This is a genomic window from Massilia terrae, assembly GCF_024753145.1.
Taxonomy (GTDB): Bacteria; Pseudomonadota; Gammaproteobacteria; order Burkholderiales; family Burkholderiaceae_D; genus Telluria; species Telluria terrae.
The window spans coordinates 42400-62061 of sequence record NZ_JANUGU010000012.1; the positions used below are offsets into that span (position 1 = coordinate 42400).

Genomic DNA, 19662 nt, shown 5'->3' on the forward strand with positions numbered 1-19662 from the left:
GAAATCATCAATGTCCAACTTCCCGAATTTCCGCAGCCCGGCCGTGCTGCTCGACCACGCGCGCCACACCATGCGTTTCTACCACCCGCGCGCGATCGATCCCGCCGGCGGCCTGTTCCACTATTTCAAGGACGACGGCACCGTCTACGACAAGACCCATCGCCACCTGGTCAGCAGCACGCGCTACGTGTTCACCTATGCGATGGCCTACCGTCATTTCCAGGAGCCGGCCTACCTGGACGGGCTGAAGCAAGCCCTGCGCTTCCTGCGCGAGGCGCACCGCGCGCCCGACGGCGACGGCTACGCCTGGATGCTGGACGGCGGCAAGGTCGAGGACGGCACCCAGCACGCCTACGGCCAGGCCTTCGTGCTGCTGGCCTATGCCCACGCCACGATGGCCGGGCTGGAAGAGGCGCGCCCGTGGATCGCCGAGACCTTCGAGCTGATGGAGCGCCATTTCTGGGATGCCGAGGCCGGCCTGTACGCCGATGAAGCCAGCCAGGACTGGAGCGTGCTGTCGGGCTATCGCGGCCAGAACGCGAACATGCATTCCTGCGAGGCGCTGCAGGCTGCGTATCAGGCCACCGGCGAGAAACGCTACCTGGAGCGCGCCTATACCATCGCCCAGAACATCACCCAGCGCCAGGCAGCCCGTTGCGGCGGCCTGATCTGGGAGCACTACGACGCCCAGTGGCAGCCCGACTGGAAATTCAATATCGACGATCCGGAAAACCTGTTCCGCCCGTGGGGCTACCAGCCGGGCCACTTCACCGAGTGGGCCAAGCTGCTGGTCCAGCTGGAAGCGCGCGGCGCGGTGCTGGACAAGGACCTGGGCTGGCTGCTGCCGACCGCCGAGCGCCTGTTCACGGTGGCGCTGGAAAAGGGCTGGGACGAGATGCACGGCGGCGTGTGTTATTCGCTGGCGCCGAACCTGTCCGTGTGCGATCCGCACAAGTATTTCTGGGTGCAGGCCGAGAGCGCGGCTGCTGCCGCCATGCTGGCCGAGCGCACCGGCAAGCAGGAGTACTGGGACTGGTACCAGCGCCTGTGGGAATACAGCTGGACCCACATGGTCGACCACAAATACGGCGCCTGGTACCGCATCCTCGACCGCGAGAACCGCAAGCTCTCCGACGAGAAGAGCCCGGCCGGCAAGGTCGACTATCACACGATGGGCGCCTGCTACGACATCGTGAGCGTGCTGGGACGGGACGGCCATGCATGACGCGCCCCTGATGCTGTGCGCCGGCGAGGCGCTGACCGACCTGATCCACCAGGGCGAGGAACATTGGGTGAGCCGCGTCGGCGGCTCGGTATGGAACGTGGCGCGCGCGCTGGCCGCGCTGGGCGAACGCACCGCCTTCGCCGGCGCCATCAGCCAGGACCGCTTCGGCGACGCCTTGTGGGCGGCCAGCGAAGCGGTCGGCCTGGACTTGCGCCTGCTGCAGCGGGTCGACCGTTCGCCGCTGCTGGCCGTGGTGGAGCAGGGCGAGCCGCCGCGCTACTTCTTCATCGGCGTCGACAGCGCCGACCTGCACTTCGACCCGGCGGCGCTGCCGGAAGGCTGGTCGAGCGCGCTGCGCTGGGCCCACTTCGGCGGCATCAGCCTGGCGCGCGAGCCGCTGGCCTCCAAGCTGGTCGCGCTGGCCGGGCAGCTCAAGGCCCAGGGCGTGTCGATCAGCTACGACCCGAATTTCCGCAACCTGATGGGCGAGAGCTATGCGCCGGTCCTGCAGCGCATGGCCGCGCTGGCCGACGTGATCAAGGTCTCCGATGACGACCTGCGCGGCCTGTTCCCCGGCGTCCCGCTGGAGGAAGCGCTGCAGCGCCTGCGCGCGGCCAGCCCGAATGCCTACTGCCTGCTGACGCGCGGCGGGCACGGCGTGTCCAGCCTGTTCCACGGCACGCAGCAAGCCGACGCCAAGGCGCCGCGCGTGACCGTGGTCGACACGGTCGGCGCCGGCGACGCCGCCGTGGCCGGCCTGCTGCACAGCCTGGCGCGTCATCCGCAGCGCCCCCTGCAATCGCACCTGCACGCCGCGCTGGCTGCCGGTTCGGCCGCCTGCATGCAAGCAGGCGCTACCCCGCCGCCGCAAGCGGCCATGAATGAATTATTCGAACAGCTTCAAGGAGACGCATCATGACGAGCCGTACCCGTTTCGCCCCGCTGCAGCGGGCCCTGTGCATCATGATGCTGGCCGTGGTGCCGGCGTTGTCGCAAGCCGCCTGGCAAACGCCCGCGCTTGCGCTCAAGCCGGTCACCGAGGCCGAATCGGCCGCGCTGGCCCAGCGTGTGAAGGAAGAAATGCGCCACGCCTGGCAGGGCTACAAGCAGTACGCCTGGGGCCACGACGCCCTCAACCCGCTCAGCAAGAAGCCGCGCGACTGGTACGAGCACTCGCTGCTGATGACGCCCGTCGATGCGCTGGACACGCTGGTGATCATGGGCCTGAAGGATGAAGCCGACGAGGCGCGCGAACTGATCGCGGCCAAGCTGGACTTCGACCAGGACATGTACGTCCAAAACTTCGAGATCACCATCCGCCTGCTCGGCGGCCTGCAGTCGGCCTACCAGCTGACCGGCGACCAGCGCCTGCTGGACAAGGCACAGGACCTGGCCAAGCGCCTGATGCCGGTGTTCGATTCCCCCACCGGCCTGCCTTACACCCACGTCAACCTCCACACCGGCAAGGTGCGCGGCAACGTCAGCAACCCGGCCGAAACCGGCACCCTGGTGCTCGAATTCGGCATGCTGAGCCGCCTGACCGGCAACCCGGTCTACTTCGAGAAGTCCAAGCGCGCGCTGGTCGAGACCTACCGCCGCGCCTCGCCGCTCGGCCTGGTGGGCTCGGCGATCAACGTCGAAACCGGCAAGTGGGAGAACACCGACGCCCACATCGGCGGCGGCATCGACTCCTACTACGAGTACCTGTACAAGTGCTATCGCCTGTTCGGCGACAACGAGTGCAAGGCGATGTGGGACCACAGCATCGACGGCATCAACAAGGCGCTGGCCGACAAGCGCAACGGCGGCCTGTGGTACGGCCACGCCGACATGAACACCGGCCGCCGCATCAAGACCCAGTATGGCGCGCTGGACGCCTTCATGCCGGCCCTGCTGGCGCTGGGCGGCGACCTGCCGCGCGCCAAGGCGCTGCAGGAATCGGGCCTGCGCATGTGGCGCCTGAACGGCCTGGAGCCGGAAGCGCTGGACTACGCCAAGATGAAGGTGCTGTCGCCGGGCTACGCGCTGCGTCCGGAGATCATCGAATCGGCCTACTACCTGAACCACTACACCGGCAACCCGCGCTACCGTGCGATGGGCCGCGAGTTCTTCGAGGACTTCGTGCGCTACTGCCGCACCGACACCGGCTACGCCGCTGTGAAGGACGTGCGCACCAAGGAGAAGGAAGATTCGGAGGAGAGCTTCGTGTTCGCCGAGACCTTCAAGTACTACTACCTGCTGTTCGCGCCGAAGGAAGCGCTGGATTTCAACGCCGTCACCTTCAACACCGAAGCCCACCCGCTGCGCCTGCCGGCGCCAAGCGCGCACTGAAAGGATAGCCACCCATGACCGCGTTCTCCACTTCGCGCATCCTGTGCACGCTGCTGGCGGCGATCGTGCTGCCGGTGTCGGCGGCGGCGCCGGGCGACATGCCCGTCAACACCTTCATCGGCACCCAGGACGAAGGCAATACCTTCCCCGGCGCGTCGGCCCCGTTCGGCATGATCCAGGTCGGCCCCACCGGCGAGCATTACGCCGGCTGGCGCTACAGCGATGCGCGCATCCGCGGCTTCGGGCATTCCTATCTCTCGGGCGCCGGCTGCTGGGAGCAGGGCGGCCAGCTGCAGGTGCTGCCGGTGACCGGCCGCATCGGACCGGGCGGCGATTTCGACACCGCCAAGCCGGAAAGCTTCGACTACAAGCGCTATGCCGCGGCCTACACCCATGAGGGCGAGGTCGGCCAGGCCGGCTACTACAAGGTGCGCCTGACCAGCTACGGCGGCATCACGGCCGAAGCGACGGCCCTGAGCCGCGCCGCCGCCGAGCGCTACACCTTCGCGCCCGGCACCGCCAGCGGCAACGTGCTGCTCAACCTGGGCCAGGCCAACGAGCGCCATTCGGTGGTCGGCAGCGAGGTGCGCGTAGTCGACGACCACAGCGTCGAGGGCAAGATCACCACCAGGAGCTTCTGCGGCGGCGCCCAGTACAGCACCTGGTTCCGCATCGTGTTCGACCAGCCCTTCACCGCCCACGGCATCTGGGACGACCGCGGCGGCTTCCCCGGCGCGAACGGCCCGAGCCAGCAGGGCGACAGCCGCCCGCATGGCGTCTGGCTGACCTTCGATCTCAAGCGCGGCGCCGCGGTCACCGCGATCAGCGCGATCTCGCACGTGGATGCCGAGGGCGCACTGAACAACCTCAAGGCGGACGGCATGGCCGGCGGCCGGCCGGTCACCTTCGACGCCATGCGCGCCAAGGCGCAGGCGGACTGGAAGCGCGAACTGGGCAGCGTGCGCATCGACGGCGGCAGCAATGACGACCGCACCGTGTTCTACACTGCGCTGTACCACGCGCTGCTGCAGCCGACCACCGGCAGCGACGCCGACGGCCGCTACCGCGGCTACGACAACGCGATCCACAAGGCCAAGGACTGGATCTACTACGAGTTCTTCTCGCTGTGGGACACCTACCGCGCCCAGAACCAGATGCTGGCGCTGCTGCGCCCGCAACGCGCGCGCGACATCGCCAACTCGGTGCTGAAGATCCGCGAGCAGGGCGGCTGGCTGCCGCGCTGGGGCTATGCCAATTTCGAGACCAATGTGATGACCGGCGATCCGGTCACGCCGTTCCTGGTCGACCTGTGGCGCTACGGCGCGCTCAAAGGACGCGAGGCCGAGGCTTACTCCGCGCTGCGCCAGAACGCGTTCGGCGTGCCGCCGGAGCAGATCCGCGCGCAGGGCCGCTCCGGCAATCCGAGCTACCTGAGCCAGGGCTTCGTGCAGTATGACCGCGCCTTCGTCTCGAAAGGCATGGACACCGACCCGCACCACGGCGCTTCGGCGACGCTGGAGTATTCGCTGGCCGACGGCGCACTGGCTGTGATGGCGCGCGCACTGGGCCACACCGCCGACGCCAACCTGCTGGACCAGCGCGCCCTCAACTGGCGCAAGCTGTGGGACGCCAGCGTGGTCGATGCTCCGACCGGGCTGCACGGCTTCCCGCGTCCGCGCCTGCTGGACGGCAGCTGGTTCAGCGACGTGAACGGCAGCTACGATCCGCGCGGCGAGCGCGGCTTCCACGAGGGCACCGCCTGGCAGTACCAGTGGCTGGTGCGCCAGGACATCCCCGGCCTGGCCGCCGCGATGGGCGGCCCCGCGCAGGCGCTGCACCGCCTCGACCTATTCTTCGACTTCGACGCCCTGGCGGCCGATCCGCAGGCGGTGCGCAAGTCGTGGGTGGTGGGTCCGTACAGCTATTACAGCCAGTTCCGCTACAATCCGAACAACGAGCCCGACCTGCACGCGCCATGGGTCTACACCTTGATGGGCCAGCCGTGGAAGACCACCACCGTGCTGCGCGCCGCGGAGACGCTGTTCGGCAATGGGCCGAGCGGCGTGACCGGCAACGACGACCTGGGCACGATGTCGGCCTGGTACCTGTTCAGCGCCCTGGGCCTGTACCCGGACGCGCCGGGCAGCGGCCGCTTCCTGCTGCACGCGCCGCGCTTCGCCCACGCCGAGATCGACCTGGCGAACGGGCGCACGCTGCGCATCGACGCGCCGGAAGCCAAGCCGGGCGAGCGCCGCTTCGTGCAGTCGGTGAGCTGGGATGGCCGTCCGCTGTCGCGCGTCTGGCTGGACTGGGAGCAGTTGCAGTCCGCCGGCAAGCTGGAATACCGCCTCACGACGCAGGCGGATCCGGCAGGCTGGGGCACGCATGCGCGTGACCTGCCGCACGCGCCGGCCGGCATCGCCCCGTAAGAGGGCGGCCGCAGTGGCTGAAATACACACAATATCTGGAGACACCATGGAACACATTTCGCAGCCCCTGCGGGTGCAGCAATCGCAGCAGCAGACCGGCACCACCGGCCCGCTGATCATCATCACCATCCTGTTCTTCATGTGGGGGCTGCTGACCGCGCTGAACGACGTCCTGATCCCGCACCTGAAGGCGCTGTACACGCTGAACTACGTGCAGGCGATGCTGGTGCAGTTCTGCTTCTTCGGCGCCTACTTCCTGGTGTCGCTGCCGGCCGGTATGCTGATCAAGAAGATCGGCTACCAGAACGGCGCCGTCACGGGCCTGGTCATCGCCGCCGGCGGCTGCGCGCTGTTCTACCCGGCGTCGAACAGCGGCTACACACTGTTCCTGGTCGGCTTCTTCGTGCTGGCGGCCGGCATCACCATCCTGCAGGTGGCGGCCAACCCTTACGTCACCGTGCTGGGTGACCCGCGCACGGCATCGAGCCGGCTGTCGCTGACCCAGGCCTTCAACTCGGTCGGCACCACCATCGCGCCGGCACTGGGCGGCTTCCTGATCCTGTCGGCCGCCGCGCACGCTGCCGGCCCGGCCGCCGCCGTGCAGAAGCCTTACCTGGCGCTGGCCGGCGCGCTGCTGCTGCTGGCGGTGCTGTTCGCTTTTGCCCGCCTGCCGAAGATCGAGCACGCGGACGACGTCGACGTGCACCTCGACAGCGCCACCCGCAGCTCGGTGCTGTCCCATCCGCACCTGCTGATGGGGACGATCGGCATCTTCCTGTACGTCGGCGGCGAAGTCAGTATCGGCAGCTTCCTGATCAACTTCTTCGGTGAGCCGAACATCGCGGCGCTGGCGCCGGCCGATGCGGCCCACTACGTCAGCTACTACTGGGGCGGCGCCATGATCGGCCGCTTCATCGGCTTCTTCATCATGCGCCACGTCAGCCCGGGCAAGGCGCTGGCCTTCAATGCGGCGGTGTCGATCGGGCTGGTGCTGGTCGCGATCTTCGGCCACGGCCAGGCCGCGATGTGGGCGATCATCGCCGTCGGCCTGTGCAACTCGATCATGTTCCCGACCATCTTCAGCATGGCGCTGTACCGCCTCGGCAAGTTCACCGGCCAGGCCTCGGGCATCCTGTGCATGGCCATCGTCGGCGGCGCCGTGGTGCCCTTCATCCAGGGCGCGCTTGCAGATTCCATCGGCCTGCAGTGGTCGTTCTTCGTGCCTGTGGTCTGCTACGTCTTCATCCTGTATTTCGGCCTGCGCTTCCGCGCCCTGTACCAGAAGACCGCGCATTGATGAAAAAGGCGGCGTGGGCTGGCCTCCTGCTGGCGCTGGCCGCGCTGCCGGCCAGCGCCGCGCTGCGCACCGTCGGTGCGGTCGTGCAGGCACGGAGCACCGGCGACGGGCTGGACTTGCGCCTGTCCAGCGGCGCATCGGTGCACATCGGCTTCGCCACCCCGGACGTGGTGCGCGTGCGGATGAGCCCCACCGGCAAGTTCACGCCGGACGCTTCCTACGCAATCGTTGGCACACCGCCCCGCGCCCGGGCCGTGTCGACGCACAAGGGCGGCGCGGTCGAACTGCGCTCCGACACCGGCACCCGCGTGGTGATCCGCAAGTCGCCCGAGCTGGCGATCTCGGTGTACGACCGCGGCGGCCAGCTGGTCGTTGCCGACGATGCGGCGCGTCCGATGGCCTTCAATCCGCAGGACGGCGCGATCGAAACCTCGATGCACCGGGATGACTTCGAGCTGTACTACGGCTTCGGCGAAAAGACGCTGCCGATCTCGCGCCACCAGCAAAGCATGGTGATGTGGAATTCCGACGTGGCCGACTATCCTGCCGGCCACGATCCTTCCTACCAGTCGATCCCTTTCTTCATCGCCCTGCATGAGGGGAAGAGCTACGGCCTGTTCTTCAACAATACCTGGCGCAGCTGGTTCGACATGGGCAAGACCGACACGTCGCGCTACAGCTTCGGCGCCAACGGGGGCGAGCTGGATTACTACGTGTTCACCGGCGGCGCCGAGCGCACGCCCGCCAGCGTGGTGCGCGACTACACGGCGCTGACCGGGCGCGGCGCCTTGCCGCCGCTGTGGGCGCTGGGCTACCAGCAATCGCGCTGGTCCTACATGACGCAGGAGAAGGTGCTGGACGTCGCGGCCGAGTTCCGCAAGCGCCAGATCCCGGCCGATGTCATCTACCTCGACATCGACCACATGGACGGCTTCCGCGTGTTCACCTGGAACCCGAAGACCTTCCCGGAACCGAAGAAGATGCTGGACCAGCTGCACGGCGATGGCTTCCACGCCGTCACCATCGTCGACCCGGGCGTCAAGCTGGACGACAAGTACGCGATCTACCGCAGCGGCCGCGAGCAGGGCATCTACGTGCGCAACGCCGACGACAGCGAGCTGCACGCCAAGGTGTGGCCCGGCATCTGCGCCTTCCCGGACTTCACCCTGCCGGCTGCCCGCGCGTGGTTCGGCAGTCTCTACCAGGCACCGCTGGACGTCGGCGTGGACGGCTTCTGGAACGACATGGACGAGCCGGGCGTGTTCTCGCCGGATGATTTCACGGGGCCTGAAATCAGCGTCGGCCCGCAGCGCACCTTCCCGCGCGATGCGAAGCACGCGGGCGACGGCATGCCGGGCACGCATGCGCAATACCACAATGTCTATGGCATGCAGATGGCGCGCGCCAGCTTCGAGGGCTTGCGCCAGCTGCGTCCGGAACAGCGCCCGCTGGTGCTGACACGCGCCGGTTTCGCCGGCATCCAGCGCTACGCGGCGGTCTGGACCGGCGACAACTCGCCGACCTGGACCCACCTGGCGCTGACCATCCCGATGCTGACCAACCTTTCGGTGTCGGGCGTGCCCTTCGTCGGCGCCGACGTCGGCGGCTTCATGGGCAGCCCGAGCGCGGAGCTGTACACGCGCTGGCTGCAGGCGGCGGCGCTGACTCCTTACTTCCGCACGCACTCCAACGACGTTTCGGCGCCACGCGAGCCCTGGGCATTCGGCGCCGGCTTCGAAAAGATCAACCGCGCCTCGATCGAGTTGCGCTACCAGCTGCTGCCTTACCTGTACACGCTGTTCGCGGACAACGAGCGTTCCGGCCTGCCGCCGATGCGGCCTTTGTGGTTCGCCTATCCGGCCGACACCCAGGCCAGCCTGGTCGACGACCAGTACCTGGCCGGCGGCGACCTGATGGTGGCGCCGGTGGTCCACGAGGGCAAGACCAGCCGGCTCGTGTATTTCCCGAAGGGCGATGCGTGGATCGACTGGTGGGATGGCACGCGGCATGAGGGCGGCAGCTACGCCAATATGGAGGCGCCGCTGGATCGCCTGCTGCTGTTCGTCCGTGCCGGCGCCACCGTGCCCACGTCCGCGGTGGTGCAGCACACCAGTGACATGAAGAACGCCCCGCTGACACTGGCGGTGGCCGTCGGCGCCAAGGGCGGCAGCCACGTGTTCCAGGATGCCGGCGACGGCTACGGCTACCATGACGGCGCTTCGCGCATCATCGATGTGGTCCAGGACGAACACGGCGTGCGGCTCGAAATCCCGCCGAACAGCGGCTACCAGCGCGTGGGCGCGATCGAATTCGTCGGCCTGAAGGCCGCGCCTGCGGCGGTGCGCATCGATGGCAAGGAGGTGCGCGATGCGCATTTCGACGCGTCGACGCATCGCCTGCGCGTCGTCCTGCCTGATGAGAACGTGAAGCAGCTTGTCCTGACGCCATGAGGCAGCCGATAATGAGGGATGTCATCCTCATTTTCGGAGCAGTAACATGGTTTCCCTGCAAGATCAGCTGTTGAAGGCGGGCCTGATCGACAAGAAAAAGGCCAAGGTCGCCAACCAGGAAAAGAGTAAGCAGCAGAAGGTCGAGCGCCGCACCGGCGTGCAAAGCGTGGACGTGTCGCGCCAGGCGGTGCTCGACGCCCAGCGCCAACGGGCCGAACGGGCGCGCGAACTGAATGCGCAGCGCGACGCGGCCGCGGCGCAGAAGGCGGTCGCGGCCCAGATCGCGCAGATGATCCAGCAGAACCGCCAGTCCAAGGGCAACAACGCGGACACGGCTTACAACTTCACCTTCGGCAGCAGTATCGAGCGCATATACGTGTCGGCGCAGGTGCGCGACCACCTGGCGGCCGGGCGGCTGGTGATCGTCGAGAAGGACGGCGGTTTCGAGCTGGTGCCGCGCGTGATCGCCGACAAGATCGCCGAGCGCGCGCCGGAGCGCGTGGTGCGGATCAGCAAGGCCAGCACCGAGGTCGACGCCGACGATCCTTACGCCGACTTCAAGATTCCGGACGACTTCAGCTGGTAACTTTTTGCCGGCGCCGTGGCCTGGTCAGGATTTCTTGACGAATTCCGTCTTCAGGCTCATCGCGCCGAAACCGTCGATCTTGCAGTCGATGTCGTGGTCGCTGTCGACCAGGCGGATGTTCTTGACCTTGGTGCCCTGCTTGACCACGCCGCCACCGCCCTTGAGCTTGAGGTCCTTGATCACGGTGACGGTGTCGCCGTCCTGCAGGACATTGCCGGCGGAATCGCGGTAGACGCGGGCCGCTTCGGGCGCCGCTTCGGCGGCCTGCACCGGCCACTCATGGGCGCACTCGGGGCAGACGTAGTTGCCCATGCCGTCCTCGTAGGTCAGCTGGGAAGCGCATTGGGGGCAGGGTGGGAAGGTGGACATGGTGGACTCCGCGGGATGAATGAATGCCAGCCCTTGCGGGCCGGGCGCATATTATAGCCTTCGTCCCCGCTGGGCCCGGCCGTCCCGCATCGTGTTCCCAGCCGAGTTCGGCGATTCACCTTGCGCCTGCTGCGCGTCACGCGGTCGCCAATGGGTGTAGATTAAGCGGATGCTTGCAGTGGTTCGCCTTTCCAGCCGCAGGCATGAGGAGCAAGAATTCCATGAATTCCCTGTCCGACAACACATTTCGCGGATTGCCCCTGACCCCGGAGCAGGTCAGGGAAGTCGAGCATTACATCCATACGCGCATCCGTTCCGGCCTGCCGTGGGACACGCCGGAGCTGGCAACGATGCTGGAGGATATGCTCCACCCGCCCGAAACGCTGCCAGACGACGCGACCGGACTGCTGGCCAGCATTGCCTCAGAGAGCGCGGTGGCGGCCAATGAAGAGTCGGACCGGACCGACCTGCTCAAGTCGGAACGTGACAGCAACCACTGAGTGGGCTCAATGCAAGGTGCGCTGCTTGTGCGCATACATCCGGGCGTCGGCAGCCTGGATGTAATCGTGCAGGGTCATCCCATTGGTGGGATCGCACTGCACAATTCCGATACTGAGCGACACCTTGAAGCCGCGTCCATTCGCCAGATTAAACGCGTGCAGCTTGCGCTTGATTCGTTCGACGACTATCTCCGGTTTCTCATCGCCCAGCGTAAACGCCGCGAACTCGTCGCCTCCCAGCCGAGCCACGACATCGACATTGCGAAACGACGCGCGCAAGATCGCGGCCGTGTCGCAAATCAGCTGATCGCCCGCCTTATGGCCAATCGTGTCGTTAATGCGCTTGAGTCCGTCGATGTCGACGAAAATCACGGCGCTGACGGCGTGCTGGCGCTGCGCTACCTTGAACGCTTGCTCGGCCTCGACAAAAAAGCCCCGGCGGTTGCGCAGACCGGTCATGCCGTCCGTCAGAGACAGCTCGCGGATCTCGTGTTCGACGTCGTCGCGACGTGCAAGCTCCGCGGCATGGGCGTGCGCGCTGTCCGTCATCTGTTCCGATTGCTGCGACACTTGCTGCTCCAGCGATACGCGCGCATGGAGCTTGCCCAGGGCCGCGGCCGCAAGTTCCGCCACCGTGGTGAGCAGCCGCTGCCGCACCTTGATGTTGAGCGGGTGGCTGTCGCGGTCCCATTTCACCAGTAGTATCGTCATCGGCTGGCGTGGCGGTACGCCGGCCGCCAATATCGTTTCGGCGCGCGCCTGGGCCGCTTGCCAGCCGGCGCCATTGCCGGCGCCCTTCAGGTGGCTCAGGCCGGCCAGATACAGCGGGTTGCCGGCGTCGGACCATTGCGCGTGCCCGTCATGGTCAAAACTGTGGACGTATTCCGTGTCGTTGGCGTGGACAACCAGCAGTGCATGGTCCATGTGCATGAGGTTGACCAAGGCCTTGCCCACCAGTTCGAGGGCGACAAATGAATCGTTGGTCTGGAGCAGCTCACACGATAGCGTCAGGAGTGAGTGCGTCCGGGCCAGTTCGTTCGCCAAATCGTGTTTGTTCATCGCTGTTGCTTCTTGAGTGTGGCCGGCGGCCGCGTTGAGCGCGTGCAAGATGAAGCGGACGCCTCGGGAGACGAGCTACGATGATGCGCTCCGGCTCCTTGCAACGCAAGCGGGTCCGGACGTAGCGGCTTGGCGTGAGTCGCACATAGGGTGGACAATCCGCTGATACGCTAGTATGGTCGTAAGACGATGTTTCCCGTCGCCGGGCTGTGGAAAGGACGGTGTGCTGATGCGCGAACGCCAGATGGGATTTGATGAAGAGACGGCAAAGGCGGTTGCGCGCGGCTTGAATATCCTCGCGGTTCGCGGTGCGAGCGTGGCGAAGCGCTACATGGAATTCAAGCATGTGCCGGCCGACGTCATTGCTCGCGTTGTTGCTGATCCGGCGCGCCGGCGCCGGATCAGCGCCGAGCAATCCGTGTCGGAGGCGATCACGCCGTCCAAGCCAACGCCAACGGAAGATGAATAAGATTCGCGTAGACGCCCGCCGCTCGCTGCGTGTTTAGTGCCCGGGGTCAGCTTCCCGCGCGTACCAATTCATCACCGGGTGAACGGTGATGCCGTGGATCAGAATGGATGCCGCCACCGCCACCAGCGTTAATGCCACGAACTGCTGTGCCAGCGCTCCGGACAAGCCGTGGTTCAACGCAAACATCAGGTAGTAGATCGAGCCGATGCCCCGGATACCGAACCAGCCCATCACCACGCAACGGCGGGACGGGAGCGCGCTACCCGTCATGCCAAGGAACACCGATAATGGGCGCACGGCAAAGAGACACATTGCCGTGAACCACCACAGCTCCGAAAATATCGTGATGTATCCCAGCATGGCACCGGTCAGGATGACCAGCACCAGTTCCGCCAGTTTTTCGAGTTGCTCATTGAACCCTTGTACCTCGCGTTTCATCGCGGCGCTCGCGTGATGGTGATGCACGGGTGCCGGACTTGCGGGCGGAGTGGCGGCCGCCAAATGCATGGGCTGCTCCTGGATTCGTCGCAATGCCAAGCCGGCGGTAAACACCGCGAGAAACCCGGATGTCAGGCAGAGCTGCGCGAGTCCATACGCGACCGCGACCGTACCGAGCGCGAGGAATTCGTTCAGGCCCAGCGCCTCCTGGTGCCGATTGCGCAAGAACACGACCAGCGTACCCAGCACGGCTCCCACCATCGCTCCGATCAGCATGCCGCCGATGGTTGACCACAGCAAGTCGACGGCCCACCAGTGCCATGCCCTGGCGCCGAGATCGTGCCACCCCATCAAACCCAGGCCGAGGAGAACAAAGGGAAACGCGGAGCCATCGTTGAGCGCGCCTTCGCCTGCCAGGTTGAAGCGCGCGGGGTTGGGCGCGTGACCGGATTCGGGCTGGACACCCGAGGCCAACACGGGATCGGTCGGGGCCAATATTGCGCCCAGCAATACCGCGGTGCCAAGCGGCAGGCGCAAGCCGTACACGGCCAATGCCGTTATCAGTCCGACCGTGATGGCCATCGATACAAAGGCCAGCCGTAACGGTGCGACCCAGCGCCGGTCCAGCAGGGGCACCTCAAGCTTCAGGCCGACGGCGAATAGCGATATCAGCAGCGCCGCTTCGGCACTTAGCTCAAGCATGCCGGCGTTGTGCCAAGGATCGGGGAGGAGGAAGCCTAGCCCTGCCGGCCCGAGGACGAAGCCAAGCGCCAGGTAGATCATCGCGCCACTGAGCGGTAGCCGGGTCAGCAGCGTTCCGATCAGCATCATCGCGATCAAGGTGAGGCCGGCAAACAGCATCCAATATGACATCGACATGAGGAGCCTTCGGGTGGCGATCCACTCCGGCAGGGGGAGCGCAGGGACCTACCCAGCCGGGCGCAGGGGCTTGCCAGCTGGCATTAGGATGGCGGCCGGTGCAAGCCCGGCCAGCGCGCGGCGTAATTGAGCGCATCAGCCAGCACATCGTAGCGGTAAGGGCCATAGATGTAGCGGCCGGCCTGGCAGACAATGCCGTGTTCGGTCATCTGCTCGCGCTCTTGTTCCGTCGGGACGGGAAAGTGCGGCCAGCACAGCGGCGCGGTGGCTGCGATGGGCAAACCCGGCCTGGCGTGCTCGAGCCGGGCATAGTTGAGCGCATCCTCAATCCTGTCGTAACTGTACTGCCGAAAATGATAGGCGCGACCGTCAAACGGAATGCCGGCCCATGGCTCGCTGGTTGCCGGGTCTTCGCTCGGTGGCAAGCTTGACATGAAATGTTCCCCAAGAATCGCCGCGCGAGTGGCGCGATGTGGACGGACCAATAGAACTTGTGAATGATCCTCCGCTTAATCCAGCGTCGACGCAAGCGAACTTTCGCGGCCTTCACAAAGACACGGCCCACAAAGCGAAACGCCAACCGCAAGGGCTGGCGCTATTACTTGGAAACTTTGGTGGCCCGGGGCGGAATCGAACCACCGACACAAGGATTTTCAATCCTCTGCTCTACCAACTGAGCTACCAGGCCAAGACCCGGCATTATAACGGGCAATCGCGCCGCCTCCAAGTTCCGCGGCGTGCCGGGCCTCAGTCCGGGGTGTCGCCGTCGCGCAGGCGCAAGCGGTCCTGTTCGAAGGAGCGCGCCAGCTCTTCGCGCGCGGCCTGGGTGATCGAAATCATCTTGCTTTCGTCCTGGTAGAAGGGCTGGATGGCCTCCAGCGTCTCCAGGTTGTGCTTGCGGAATTTGCGGCGCGCGCGCTCCGCCTTGTCGTGCGCGACGCCCATCTGCTCCAGCGCGTGCTGGCCGATCAGCATGGCCGACTCGAAGGTCTCGCGCTCGATCAGCTCGATGCCGCGTGCGCGCAGCTCGTACACGTGGGACAGGTTGCGCGCCCGCGCGACGATCTTGAGGTGCGGGAAGTACTGCTGGGCCAGATCGGTCAGCTTGAGGCTGGCTTCCATGTCGTCGATGGCGTTGATCAGCACGCTCGCCTTGCCGGCGCCGGCGGCTTGCAGCAGGTCGAGCCGCGTGGCGTCGCCGTAGAACACGCGAAAGCCGAAGCGGCGCAGGGACTCGATCAGGTCCGGGTCGTTGTCCAGCACGGTGACCTTGATGCCGGAAGCCATCAGGATGCGGCCGGCGATCTGGCCCACGCGGCCGAAACCGGCGATGATCACGCGCGCACCTTCCGGTTCGATCGCGTCCGGCTCGCGTGGCGGCTCGCGGTTCAGGACCCCGGCGGCCCTGTCGCCGGCCGCCACCGCCAGCGGCGTCAGGGCCATCGACACTGCCACCATCAGCACCAGCAGCTGGTCCCAGCGCGTCGAGATCACGCCGACGGAGCCGGCCACGCCGAACACCACGAAGGCGAATTCGCTGCCCTGCGCCAGCACGCCAGCAAACGGCCAGCGCTGCACCGCCGGAATCGGCATCGGGCGCGCGATCACTCCAGTCACCAGCATCTTGAGCAGCATGAAGCCGGCCGCGAGCCCCAATACCAGCAAGGGCTCGTTGGCCAGCAGGCCGAGGTTGGCCGACATGCCGACGGAGGTGAAGAACAGCCCCAGCAGCAAGCCCTTGAACGGTTCCAGGTCCGCTTCCAGCGCCTTGCGGTATTCGGAACTGGCGAGCAGCACGCCGGCCAGGAAAGCCCCCAGGCCCATCGACAGCCCGGCCAGCGTCATCAGCTGGGCGATGCCGAGCACCAGCAGCAGCGCGAAGGCGGTGAAGATTTCGCGCAGCCCGGTGCGCGCAATCAGGCGCAGAAGCGGCGGCAGCGCGTAGCGGCCGCCCACCAGCACCGCCGCTACCGCGCCGAATGCGAGCGGGGCGTTGAAGGCGGGATGGCCGGCTCCGGCCAGCATCGGCGTGACTACCAGCAGCGGGATCGCGGCCATGTCCTGGAACAGCAGGATCGCGAACGCCGCGTTGCCGGCGGGCGTGTTGTCCAGGTGCCGCTCCTGCATGTTCTGCACCGCGATCGCGGTCGACGACAGGGCCAGCGTGACGCCGGCCACCAGCGCGCCGGCCAGCGGCAGCCCGAGCAGCCAGGCGGCGCCGGCCAGCGGCAGCCCGCAGGCCAGCAGCTGCAGTGTGCCGCCGCCGAGCACCAGGCGGCGCATCGCGAGCAGCTTTTTCGGCTGCAGTTCGAGGCCGATCAGGAACAGCATCAGCACCACGCCGATCTCGGCCACCTCGCTGGCCAGCTCGACCTTGTGAATCAGCGCCAGGCCCCACGGCCCGATGATGCAGCCGCCGATCAGGTAGCCGAGCACCGAGCCCAGCCCCAGCCGCTGGGCGAGCGGCACCAGCAGCACCGCGGTGACGAGGAAGACGATGGGCGTGAGGAGCAGTTCGGGCATGGTGTATGGATTCTGGCTTGCAAAGATTATATCGAAGCTATTACCCGAGCCGGATATCTGTTGCGCACAAATCCAGCTTCCTTGGCATGCTGCTCATTTTCCTTTACGATCGGCAAGCTTTAATAATTCGTTCATGGAGACAAAATGAAGCGTACTTTGTGCAGCATCGCAATCGCCGGCCTGTTCATGGTCCCGGCATGGGCAGCGGAACCGGCGGCCGACACCGCCGTGGCCAGCGTGGCCGCGACCCAGCGCGCCGGCGTCGACGTCGCCGCCTTCGACACCGCGGTGCGCCCGCAGGACGACTTCTTCCGCTACACCCAGGGCAAGTGGCTGCACGACGTCGAGATCCCGGCCGACCGTTCGAGCTGGGGCGCCTTCAACATCGCCTCCGACAAGGTGGAGCAGCAGATCCGCACCCTGATCGAACAGGCCGCGCACGACAAGGGCGCCAAGGCCGGCTCGGAAGCCCAGAAGATGGGCGACTTCTACAACAGCTACATCGACCAGAAGCAGCGTGACGCGCTCGGCATCAAGCCGCTCAAGGGCCAGCTGGACGCGATCGCCGCGCTGCGCGACAAGAAGGACCTGGCGAAGCTGTTCGCGCGCATGAGCAGCACCGGCGCCGGCGCCCCGATCTCGCTGTCGGTGGGCCAGGACGCGAAGAACTCCACCAGCTACCTGACCGAGATCCGCCAGGGCGGCCTGGGCATGCCCGACCGCGACTACTACCTGTCGCAGGACGCGCGCCTGGCCGACACCCGCGCCAAATACCAGGCCCACATCGAGAAGATGCTGGCGCTGGCCGGCCACCAGGACGCCGCCGGCGAAGCGGCCCGCATCCTGGCGCTGGAAACCGAGATCGCGCGCGTGCAGTGGAGCCGTGTCGAGAACCGCGATCCGGTCAAGACCTACAACAAGACTCCGGTCGCGCAGCTGAAGAAGCTGATGCCGGGCTTTGACTGGAATGGCTACCTGAAGGCGTCCGGCGTGGCCAAGGCCACCGAGGTCGATGTCAACCAGCCGAGCTACCTGGCCAACCTCGACGCCGTGATCGATCGCACCCCGCTGACCGACTGGAAGTCCTACTTCGAATTCCGCCTGGTCTCGTCCTACGCCCCTTACCTGTCGCAGCCCTTCGTCGACGAGAGCTTCGCCTTCCGCGGCGCGGTGCTGTCCGGGACCAAGGTCAACCGCGCGCTGGAGCAGCTGGCGATCGCCGAGATCAACCGCGACCTCGGCTTCGTGGTCGGCAAGGCCTATGTGACGGCCCACTTCCCGGCCGAGCGCAAGCAGGAGGTCGAAGCGATGGTCGCCAACTTCAAGCTCGCCTTCCACGAGCGCATCGACACGCTGGACTGGATGTCGACCGAGACCAAGCAGGCGGCCCACGCCAAGCTGGACAAGATCAAGGTCAAGATCGGCTACCCGGACAAATGGCGCGACTATTCGAAGCTGGTGGTCAAGCCGGGCGACCTGGTCGGCAACGTGGCGCGCTCGCGCGAATTCGCGCGCCAGGAAAACGTGGAAAAGCTGGGCAAGCCGGTCGACCGCAACGAATGGCACATGACGCCGCAAACCGTGAACGCCTACTACAGCCCGTCGATGAACGAGGTGGTGTTCCCGGCCGCGCGCCTGCAGTATCCGCTGTATGACACCGACGCCGAACCGGCCATCAATTACGGCGCGGTCGGCATCTCGATCGGCCACGAGATGAGCCACGCCTTCGACGACCAGGGCTCGCAGTACGACGGCGACGGCAACCTGCGCAACTGGTGGACTGCGGAAGACCGCGAGAAGTTTGCCGCGCGCGGCAAGCTGCTGGCGGCGCAGTACAGCGGCTACAGCCCGGTGGCCGGCTACCACGTCAACGGCGAGCTGACCCTGGGCGAGAACATCGCCGACAATGCCGGCGCCATCATCGCCAGCCGCGCCTACCAGATTTCGCTGAAGGGCAAGCCGGCGCCCGTGATCGACGGCTTCACCGCCGAGCAGCGCATCTTCATGGGCCTGGCCCAGGCGCGGCGCGGCAAGGCGCGCGATGCGGCGCTGATCGCGCAGGTGAAGTCCGACCCGCACTCGCCGTCCGAATACCGGGTCAACGGCGCGCTGGTCAACCATCCGGGCTTCTACGAGGCGTTCGGCGTCAAGCAGGGCGACAAGATGTACCTGCCGCCCGAGCAGCGCGTGATTTTCTGGTAAGAGCAGTAGCGCGCACCCGCGGCGGGCGGGTGCGCGCCGTGGATTGATGGGGAAGCACACGGCACAGTCTCCATATCATGGCCATCATGCGATCCAAACCGAAGACCCTGCGGGCGAAGCTGCTGCTGCTGGCGATCCTGCCGGCCACCGTGGCGCATTTCATCGATAAGGTCCAGCGCTACCGGCAGGCGTACAAGGCCGAGATCGCGCGCCACGAGGCGACGCTGGTGGAAAACGCCAGTCACCTGCTGGCGATGTCGACGGACCTGGCGCGCGTCGCGCTGGACGGCCCGGGCGGAAAGGTCTAGTGCCCGCGCCGCTCGATGGAGCCGGCGCCCTTGGCCAGCGCCATGATCAGCGTGACCAGCCCGGCCAGCCCCAGCATGCTGACAAGCTGCAGCAGCGGCATGCCCGGCGTCGCTTGCGGCGGCAGGATCAGGCCCGCGCGTTCGAGGCCGAACAGCAGCACCATGGTCCCGGTGACAATCGCCGCCCACACCAGTCCCGGACGGAAGCCGCCGATCAGCATCGCCACGGCCGGGCACAGCACGAACCACGCGGTGGTCGGCGCGGCCACCCCGCCCAGGTGCACTGCCATCCACACCTTCAGCAGGAACAGCGCGCCGACGAACAGGTCGCGCGCCACCGCCAGCGGCACCCCGGCATTGAGGGTGAACGGGGTCACCATCATGACGATGCCTGCGGTAAGCACCACCATGCCGACCGCGTCGTAGCCGAGCAGGTGGTACATGAGCACCAGCAGCGGGATGCTGGCGGCGGTGACGGCGGCGAGGATGGACAGGTGGCGCGCCGCCTGCCATTGGCCGCGGTCGACGCGCAGCAGGTCGGGCAGGATCCGGTCAATGATCGGCATGATGGTCGGTGGCAGTCAGGTGGGAAAGCGG

17 protein-coding genes and 1 tRNA gene are annotated in these 19662 nt (G+C 66.5%); 11 read left to right on the plus strand and 7 right to left on the minus strand.

Translation table 11 applies throughout. The features are described from left to right. Window positions 1–10 precede the first annotated feature (10 nt). Genes NX778_RS23435 through NX778_RS23465 form a run of 7 tightly spaced genes read left to right on the plus strand, consistent with a single transcriptional unit; the run spans window position 11 to window position 10318 of the window. Window positions 11–1225 (plus strand): AGE family epimerase/isomerase, encoded by a 1215-nt coding sequence (locus NX778_RS23435; protein WP_258814229.1) that lies wholly within the window; start codon window positions 11–13, stop codon window positions 1223–1225. Beyond that, window positions 1218–2144: a carbohydrate kinase family protein gene (locus tag NX778_RS23440; protein ID WP_258814230.1), complete on the plus strand. Its 927-nt coding sequence runs from the start codon at window positions 1218–1220 to the stop codon at window positions 2142–2144. The genes NX778_RS23435 and NX778_RS23440 overlap by 8 nt, the downstream gene beginning before the upstream one ends. After that, a complete protein-coding gene (locus NX778_RS23445; protein WP_258814231.1) occupies window positions 2141–3556 on the plus strand; it encodes a glycoside hydrolase family 47 protein in 1416 nt (471 codons plus the stop codon). The genes NX778_RS23440 and NX778_RS23445 overlap by 4 nt, the downstream gene beginning before the upstream one ends. Before the next feature lie 14 nt (window positions 3557–3570). Further along, window positions 3571–5985, plus strand: coding sequence for a GH92 family glycosyl hydrolase (locus tag NX778_RS23450; RefSeq protein WP_258814232.1), 2415 nt, complete (start codon window positions 3571–3573; stop codon window positions 5983–5985). Window positions 5986–6031: 46 nt separating this feature from the next. Next, window positions 6032–7282 carry a sugar MFS transporter gene (locus tag NX778_RS23455; RefSeq protein ID WP_258814233.1) on the plus strand — a complete coding sequence of 417 codons (1251 nt, stop codon included), beginning with the start codon at window positions 6032–6034 and terminating at the stop codon, window positions 7280–7282. Next, window positions 7282–9732 carry a glycoside hydrolase family 31 protein gene (locus NX778_RS23460; RefSeq protein WP_258814234.1) on the plus strand — a complete coding sequence of 817 codons (2451 nt, stop codon included), beginning with the start codon at window positions 7282–7284 and terminating at the stop codon, window positions 9730–9732. Before NX778_RS23455 ends, NX778_RS23460 begins: the two co-directional genes overlap by 1 nt. Before the next feature lie 46 nt (window positions 9733–9778). After that, entirely contained in the window at window positions 9779–10318 is a 540-nt protein-coding gene (locus NX778_RS23465) for a DUF2058 domain-containing protein (protein ID WP_258814235.1), read from the plus strand. Between the two features lie 24 nt (window positions 10319–10342). Here NX778_RS23465 and NX778_RS23470 read toward each other — a convergent pair whose 3' ends face one another. After that, window positions 10343–10687: a zinc ribbon domain-containing protein YjdM gene (locus tag NX778_RS23470; RefSeq protein ID WP_258814236.1), complete on the minus strand. Its 345-nt coding sequence runs from the start codon at window positions 10685–10687 to the stop codon at window positions 10343–10345. A 221-nt stretch (window positions 10688–10908) separates the two neighbouring features. Here NX778_RS23470 and NX778_RS23475 point away from each other — a divergent pair, with 221 nt between their 5' ends. After that, on the plus strand, window positions 10909–11187 hold the full coding sequence (locus NX778_RS23475; protein ID WP_258814237.1) for a hypothetical protein: 279 nt from the start codon (window positions 10909–10911) through the stop codon (window positions 11185–11187). A 6-nt stretch (window positions 11188–11193) separates the two neighbouring features. On the opposite strand, the gene NX778_RS23480 is transcribed toward NX778_RS23475, so the two are convergent. Continuing rightward, the gene (locus NX778_RS23480; protein ID WP_258814238.1) at window positions 11194–12246 is read right to left on the minus strand and encodes a GGDEF domain-containing protein; all 1053 of its coding nucleotides are present in this window, start codon (window positions 12244–12246) and stop codon (window positions 11194–11196) included. Window positions 12247–12475: 229 nt separating this feature from the next. On the opposite strand from NX778_RS23480, the gene NX778_RS23485 reads away from it, so the two are divergent. After that, window positions 12476–12715: a hypothetical protein gene (locus NX778_RS23485; protein ID WP_258814239.1), complete on the plus strand. Its 240-nt coding sequence runs from the start codon at window positions 12476–12478 to the stop codon at window positions 12713–12715. 33 nt (window positions 12716–12748) lie between these two features. Here NX778_RS23485 and NX778_RS23490 read toward each other — a convergent pair whose 3' ends face one another. The 4 genes from NX778_RS23490 to kefC form a co-directional block, all read right to left on the minus strand. After that, the gene (locus NX778_RS23490) at window positions 12749–14032 is read right to left on the minus strand and encodes a cation:proton antiporter (RefSeq protein ID WP_258814240.1); all 1284 of its coding nucleotides are present in this window, start codon (window positions 14030–14032) and stop codon (window positions 12749–12751) included. Between the two features lie 83 nt (window positions 14033–14115). Further along, entirely contained in the window at window positions 14116–14466 is a 351-nt protein-coding gene (locus tag NX778_RS23495; RefSeq protein ID WP_258814241.1) for a hypothetical protein, read from the minus strand. Window positions 14467–14644: 178 nt separating this feature from the next. Then, a tRNA-Phe gene (locus NX778_RS23500) sits at window positions 14645–14720 on the minus strand. Between the two features lie 59 nt (window positions 14721–14779). After that, entirely contained in the window at window positions 14780–16555 is a 1776-nt protein-coding gene (gene kefC, locus NX778_RS23505; protein ID WP_258814242.1) for a glutathione-regulated potassium-efflux system protein KefC, read from the minus strand. A 144-nt stretch (window positions 16556–16699) separates the two neighbouring features. On the opposite strand from kefC, the gene NX778_RS23510 reads away from it, so the two are divergent. Both NX778_RS23510 and NX778_RS23515 read left to right on the plus strand, forming a co-directional pair. Continuing rightward, window positions 16700–18757 carry a M13 family metallopeptidase gene (locus tag NX778_RS23510; protein ID WP_258814243.1) on the plus strand — a complete coding sequence of 686 codons (2058 nt, stop codon included), beginning with the start codon at window positions 16700–16702 and terminating at the stop codon, window positions 18755–18757. 86 nt (window positions 18758–18843) lie between these two features. Next, on the plus strand, window positions 18844–19065 hold the full coding sequence (locus tag NX778_RS23515; RefSeq protein WP_258814244.1) for a hypothetical protein: 222 nt from the start codon (window positions 18844–18846) through the stop codon (window positions 19063–19065). On the opposite strand, the gene NX778_RS23520 is transcribed toward NX778_RS23515, so the two are convergent. Further along, complete coding sequence (locus NX778_RS23520; RefSeq protein ID WP_258814245.1) at window positions 19062–19631, minus strand: hypothetical protein; 570 nt, start codon at window positions 19629–19631, stop codon at window positions 19062–19064. The two genes, NX778_RS23515 and NX778_RS23520, sit on opposite strands and share 4 nt — an antisense overlap. Window positions 19632–19662: the final 31 nt, after the last annotated feature.